We start from the raw sequence: 5,939 nt of genomic DNA on the forward strand, positions 1-5,939 counted from the left end.
GAACGCGGTTACGTCGACGCGGTGATCCCGCCGAGCCACACCCGCGGTCAGATCGTGTCCGCTCTGCGTCTGCTCGAACGCAAGATGGTCACCCTGCCGCCCAAGAAGCATGGGAACATTCCACTGTGACAATCACGGACAACGCACTCGCCGAGGTCGAGGTGCTCACCGAAGCCGCCGAGACCATCGACGCGGCGACCGCAACCGAAGGTACGCAATTGCCGGTCATCAAGGTGCTCAAGGGCAATCCCACCGACGTCGAGATCGCCGCGCTGGTCGCGGTTCTCGCCGCCGCCGGATCGGGTGAGGCGCCCGTCGACACCACTCCCCCGGACAACTGGGGCCGGCCGACCAGGATGCACCGCGTGCGCGCACCCTTCTCGCCCTACGCGTTCCAGAACCGGGCGTGACGCGGCTCGTCCTCGCCTCGGCCTCGCCTGCGCGCCGTACGGTGCTGCGCAAGGCGGGGATCGAGCCGTACGTGCACGTCTCCGGCGTCGACGAGGACGCCATTCAGGAGGCCCTCGGCCCGCGGGCCGCCCCGCACCACGTGGTGACGGAGCTGGCCCGCGCCAAGGCCGCGGCCGTGCTGCCCGTACTTCCCGCCGACATCGTCACCGATGCCGTGGTGATCGGGTGCGATTCGATGCTCCTCATCGACGGCACCTTGCAGGGCAAACCCCACACCGCCGACGTGGCGCGGGCCCGGTGGCGCTCGATGGCCGGGCGCAGCGGAACCCTCCTCACCGGGCACTGCGTGATCCGGGTCCGGGACGGCGTCACGGTCGGTGAGGCCCGCGACGACAGCGCAACGGTGGTGCACTTCGGCACCCCGTCGGGAGACGACCTCGAAGCGTATCTCGACTCCGGTGAACCCATGCAGGTGGCCGGCGCATTCACCCTCGACGGGCTCGGCGGCTGGTTCATCGACCGCATCGAGGGCGACCCGTCCAGCGTGATCGGGATCGGCCTGCCGTTGGTTCGTCGTCTGCTCGGCGACGTCGGCGTCGGCATCGCCGAACTCTGGACCGCCTCCCCCACACCGAGCTGACCCGGCTCCCCACAGGCGGCGACGGGCCGCGGGCTGCGCATAGAATTGCGATTGTCAACCCGAAGTCCCACCGTCAGGAGCCCGCTCGTGCCCGTTGCGCCCGATCCCAACCCGTCCTTTGCGGCCTATGCGCATCCGGAGCGGCTCGTCACCTCGGAGTGGCTCGGCGCGCACATCGGCGCTCCCGGGATCAGGATCGTCGAGTCCGACGAGGACGTGCTCCTCTACGACGTCGGGCACATTCCGGGCGCGGTGAAGATCGACTGGCACACCGACCTCAACGATCCGGTCACCCGCGACTACATCGACGGCGAGGCGTTCGCCGAGCTGATGAGCCGCAAGGGCATTCGCCGGGACGACACCGTCGTCATCTACGGCGACAAGAGCAACTGGTGGGCCGCCTACGCACTGTGGGTGTTCACCCTGTTCGGTCACGAGGACGTGCGACTGCTCGACGGCGGCCGGGACGCGTGGATCGCGGAGAACCGCGACACCACCCTCGACGTCCCCGAGAACGCGCCGACCGACTACCCGGTCGTGACCCGCAACGACGCCCCGATCCGCGCGTACCGCGACGAGGTGCTGGGACACCTGGGCGCCGGACCGCTGATCGACGTGCGGTCGCCGCAGGAGTACACCGGCGAGCGCACCCACATGCCGGACTACCCGGAGGAGGGCGCGCTGCGCGGCGGGCACATCCCGACTGCGGTGTCCATCCCGTGGGCGAAGGCCGCGGCCCCGGACAGCCGGTTCCGGTCGCGCGCCGAACTGGAGGAGATCTACGGCGCGTTCGCTCCCGGCGACGACGTGGTCGCCTACTGCCGGATCGGTGAGCGGTCCAGCCACACCTGGTTCGTGCTCACGCACCTGCTCGGGTTCGAGAACGTGCGCAACTACGACGGCTCGTGGACGGAGTGGGGCAACACGGTACGGGTTCCGATCGTCAAGGGCGACGATCCCGGCGAGGTTCCGGCGATCGCATGAGCCTGCCCGAACCCCTCGCCGAGATCGTCGACGACTTCGCCGCGGTCTCCGGGCAGGAGAAGCTGCAGTTGCTTCTGGAGTTCAGCCGCGAACTGCCGCCGCTGCCTGCGGAACTGGAGCAGGCGGCGATGGAACCGGTGCCCGAATGCCAGTCGCCACTGTTCCTCTCGGTCGACGCCGACGACCCGGAACACGTGCGACTGCACTTCAGTGCCCCGCCCGAGGCACCGACGACACGCGGGTTCGCCTCGATTCTTCATCAGGGTTTGGACGGACAGAGCGCACAGGCGATACTGGACGTGCCCGGAGACTTCTATTCCGCGCTGGGTCTGGCCGACTCCGTCAGCCCGCTGCGCCTGCGGGGCATGTCCGCGATGCTCACACGCATCAAACGTCATCTGCGTCGGTGATTGCGATCCATTCGCCGGTGCAGATCTCGAGAAATGGGTTCTGTCAATGGAATTCACCGAGCTGGCCGACTATCCCGTCACGCCGGGAACGGTGACCGAGTGGCTTCCGACCGCACCGTTCGACGGCGGGCCGCACGCATGCATCGACAGTTCCGACCCGTGGTTCGACGATCCGAGGCCGACGTCCTTCGTCCAGGAGTCGCGGCTGCGTGACGCGCGTGCGCGAACCGGATCCGCGCACGAGTCGTGGCTCGGGACCGCATTCGAGATCGACGGCAGGCTCGACGCGGACGCGTTCGGCCGTGCACTGAACTCGTGGATCGATCGACACGAGGGACTGCGCAGCCACGCGACCGTCCCCACCGGCCCCGGAGCGCTGCGGAGGCGGACCGTCTCGCCGGGCCGGGTCCGCGTCAGCGCCCATCGGCACGGCTACCGAACGTCGGGCGCCGAGAACTTCGAGCACCTGCACCGGCTGTTCGACGGCTGCACGTCCCCGACGTCGTGGCCGGCATTCGCCTTCGCGACCGTCGAACCGCCGGACCGGGACCGGGCGTTCACCGTCTACTTCGCCGCCGACCACGCGATCGTCGACGGGTACTCGGTGGTCCTGGTCGCCCAGGAGATCGAGGCGCTGTACCGCAGGGAGCGGGACGGTGCGGCCCCGGACCTGTTCCCCGTCGGCAGCTACCTCGACTTCGGTGCGCGGGAGCGTTCCGCGGTCGTCGACCTCGACGCCGCGCATCCGGCGGTGGCACTGTGGCGCGGCGTGCTCGACCTCGGCGGTGGGCGACTGCCCGAGTTCCCGCTCGACCTCGGGGAGCTGCCCGAGGTTCCGCCCGCGCAGCGCGGGCTGTCCGCGTGGGTCCTGGACACGGCCGGGGCGGATGCGTTCGCGGTGGTGTGCCGCAAGATCGGGCACGGCTTCTTCGCGGGCACCCTCGCGTGTCTGGCGATCGCAGGCGCCGAACTCTCGAGCGCGGACCGGTTCGAGACCGTCACTCCCATGCACACCCGCGACGAGCCGGGATGGGCCGGTTCGGTCGGATGGTTCGTCGGGATCAGCCCCATCTCGTTCGCGGTCCGTGGGGCGGGCTCGTTCGCGGAACTGGTGCGGCGGGCGTCCACTCAGGTCGCGGCGGCCAAGCCGGCGGCGCAGGTGCCGTTCGAGTGGGTCAGCGAGGTCCTCGGCACCGACGCACAGCCCCGGTTCGTGGTGTCCTACATGGACGTGCGGTTCGTGCCCGCGGCGACGCAGTGGCCGGACTGGAACGCGCGGGCACTGCGCAGCAAGCAGTACGCGAATGACGTGTACATCTGGGTGAATCGGACCCCGCAGGGCGTGAACATCGCCGCCCGTTATCCCGCCACGGACGACGCGACCGCCGCGGTGCACCGTTACGTCGCCCGCCTGCGCAGCCTGATGGAAGAGGTCGTGGGCACCGGGACGTGCAATCTGCCTTCCCCCGTCACCCGATGAACCGGGAAACTACTGGTCAGTAGGGTTTATGGTGTTCACCGGCCCCTCCAGGCCGATTACATCTGCATATCGGCTGGTGCCTACACTTCGAGGTACTGCCGTCAACAAACCAGCCGGGTCTGACCCCCGGCAGGGGATCCACAGTGGCTACCCCTTGCGATCAACAGGAGGCTCAGTGCCCAGTCATGCCAGCGCGCACATCACGAAGGTGCTCGTCGCCAACCGCGGCGAGATCGCTGTGCGGGTCATCCGGGCCGCGAAGGACGCCGGATACGGCAGCGTCGCGGTGTACGCGGAACCGGACGCGGACGCGCAGTTCGTGAAGCTGGCCGACGAGGCGTTCGCCCTCGGGGGGCAGACCTCCGCCGAGTCGTACCTGGTGTTCGACAAGATCCTCGACGCCGCCGCCAAGTCCGGTGCCGACGCGATCCACCCCGGCTACGGGTTCCTGTCCGAGAACGCCGACTTCGCGCAGGCCGTGATCGACGCCGGCCTGATCTGGATCGGGCCCTCGCCGCAGTCGATCCGCGACCTCGGTGACAAGGTCACCGCCCGGCACATCGCCGAGCGCGCGAGCGCGCCGATGGCCGCGGGCACCAAGGACCCGGTCAAGGGCGCCGACGAGGTCGTCGAGTTCGCCAAGCAGTACGGCGTGCCGGTCGCGATCAAGGCCGCGTTCGGTGGCGGTGGGCGCGGGATGAAGGTCGCGCACACCATCGAGGAGATCCCCGAGCTGTTCGAGTCCGCCACCCGCGAGGCGATCGCGGCGTTCGGGCGCGGCGAGTGCTTCGTCGAGCAGTACCTCGACAAGGCCCGCCACGTCGAGGCGCAGGTCATCGCCGACCAGCACGGCAACGTCATCGTCGCCGGCACCCGCGACTGCTCGCTGCAGCGCCGCTTCCAGAAGCTCGTCGAGGAGGCCCCGGCGCCGTTCCTGACCGACGACCAGCGCGACCGGATCCACAACTCCGCCAAGGCGATCTGCAAGGAGGCCGGCTACTACGGTGCCGGCACCGTGGAGTACCTGGTGCAGGGCGACACCGTCTCGTTCCTCGAGGTCAACACCCGCCTGCAGGTCGAGCACCCGGTCACCGAGGAGACCGCGGGCATCGACCTGGTGCGTCAGCAGTTCCGCATCGCCAACGGCGAGAAGCTCGAGATCACCGAGGACCCGACCCCGCGCGGACACTCGTTCGAGTTCCGCATCAACGGTGAGGACGCCGGCCGCGGGTTCCTGCCCGCCCCGGGCCCGATCAGCGTGTACAAGGAGCCGACCGGCCCGGGTGTGCGCGTGGACTCCGGTGTCGTGCAGGGCGATGTGATCGGCGGCCAGTTCGACTCGATGCTCGCCAAGCTGATCGTCACCGGCGAGACCCGCGAGCAGGCGCTGCAGCGGGCGTCCCGCGCGCTGGCCGAGTTCGAGGTCGACGGCCTGGCTACCGTGCTGCCGTTCCACCGGCACATCGTCACCAACCCCGCGTTCGTCGGTGACGGCGAGAAGTTCGACGTCTACACCAAGTGGATCGAGAACGAGTGGGACAACACCATCGAGCCGTACGCCGGGACCGGTGCGGTCGACGCCGACGGTGAGGAGGCGCTGCCGCGGCAGAACGTGGTCGTCGAGGTCGGTGGCCGCCGGGTGGAGGTGTCGCTGCCGGGCCAGTTCCAGGTCGGGACCGGTGCCCCGGCGACCGGTGCGATCAAGCGCAAGCCCAAGGCCCGCAAGCGTGGCGGTGCCGGTGGCGGCGCCGCCTCCGGTGACGCGGTCACCGCGCCGATGCAGGGCACCGTGGTCAAGGTCGCCGTCACCGAGGGCCAGGAGGTCGCCGAGGGTGACCTGATCGTGGTCCTGGAGGCGATGAAGATGGAGAACCCGGTCACCGCGCACAAGGCCGGTACCGTGACCGGTCTGGCCGTCGAGCCGGGTGCCGCGATCACGCAGGGCACCGTCCTCGCCGAACTCAAGTAAGACGCTCACGCCGAATGCCCCCGACCCCGACCCCGAGGTCGGGGG

General features: G+C 69.5%; 7 protein-coding genes. All 7 read left to right on the plus strand.

The features are described 5' to 3' along the window. The coding region (locus tag ACWDU4_RS28080; RefSeq protein ID WP_450117245.1) for a carboxyl transferase domain-containing protein at nt 1-129 on the plus strand (129 nt) is incomplete at its 5' end. Then, entirely contained in the window at nt 126-410 is a 285-nt protein-coding gene (locus ACWDU4_RS28085; protein WP_450117239.1) for an acyl-CoA carboxylase subunit epsilon, read from the plus strand. The genes ACWDU4_RS28080 and ACWDU4_RS28085, both read left to right, overlap by 4 nt. Beyond that, nucleotides 407-1,051, plus strand: a complete 645-nt coding sequence (locus ACWDU4_RS28090; RefSeq protein WP_450117240.1) for a Maf family protein — start codon at nt 407-409, stop codon at nt 1,049-1,051. Before ACWDU4_RS28085 ends, ACWDU4_RS28090 begins: the two co-directional genes overlap by 4 nt. An 87-nt stretch (nt 1,052-1,138) precedes the next feature. Then, on the plus strand, nt 1,139-2,035 hold the full coding sequence (locus ACWDU4_RS28095; protein ID WP_450117241.1) for a sulfurtransferase: 897 nt from the start codon (nt 1,139-1,141) through the stop codon (nt 2,033-2,035). Then, the gene (locus ACWDU4_RS28100) at nt 2,032-2,445 is read left to right on the plus strand and encodes a SufE family protein (RefSeq protein ID WP_450117242.1); all 414 of its coding nucleotides are present in this window, start codon (nt 2,032-2,034) and stop codon (nt 2,443-2,445) included. Before ACWDU4_RS28095 ends, ACWDU4_RS28100 begins: the two co-directional genes overlap by 4 nt. Before the next feature lie 46 nt (nt 2,446-2,491). Continuing rightward, nucleotides 2,492-3,925, plus strand: a complete 1,434-nt coding sequence (locus ACWDU4_RS28105) for a condensation domain-containing protein (RefSeq protein ID WP_450117243.1) — start codon at nt 2,492-2,494, stop codon at nt 3,923-3,925. Between the two features lie 175 nt (nt 3,926-4,100). Next, a complete protein-coding gene (locus ACWDU4_RS28110) occupies nt 4,101-5,894 on the plus strand; it encodes an acetyl/propionyl/methylcrotonyl-CoA carboxylase subunit alpha (RefSeq protein WP_450117244.1) in 1,794 nt (597 codons plus the stop codon). The last annotated feature ends 45 nt before the right edge of the window (nt 5,895-5,939 follow it).

The sequence above is a fragment of the Rhodococcus sp. NPDC003348 genome, from assembly GCF_053589375.1.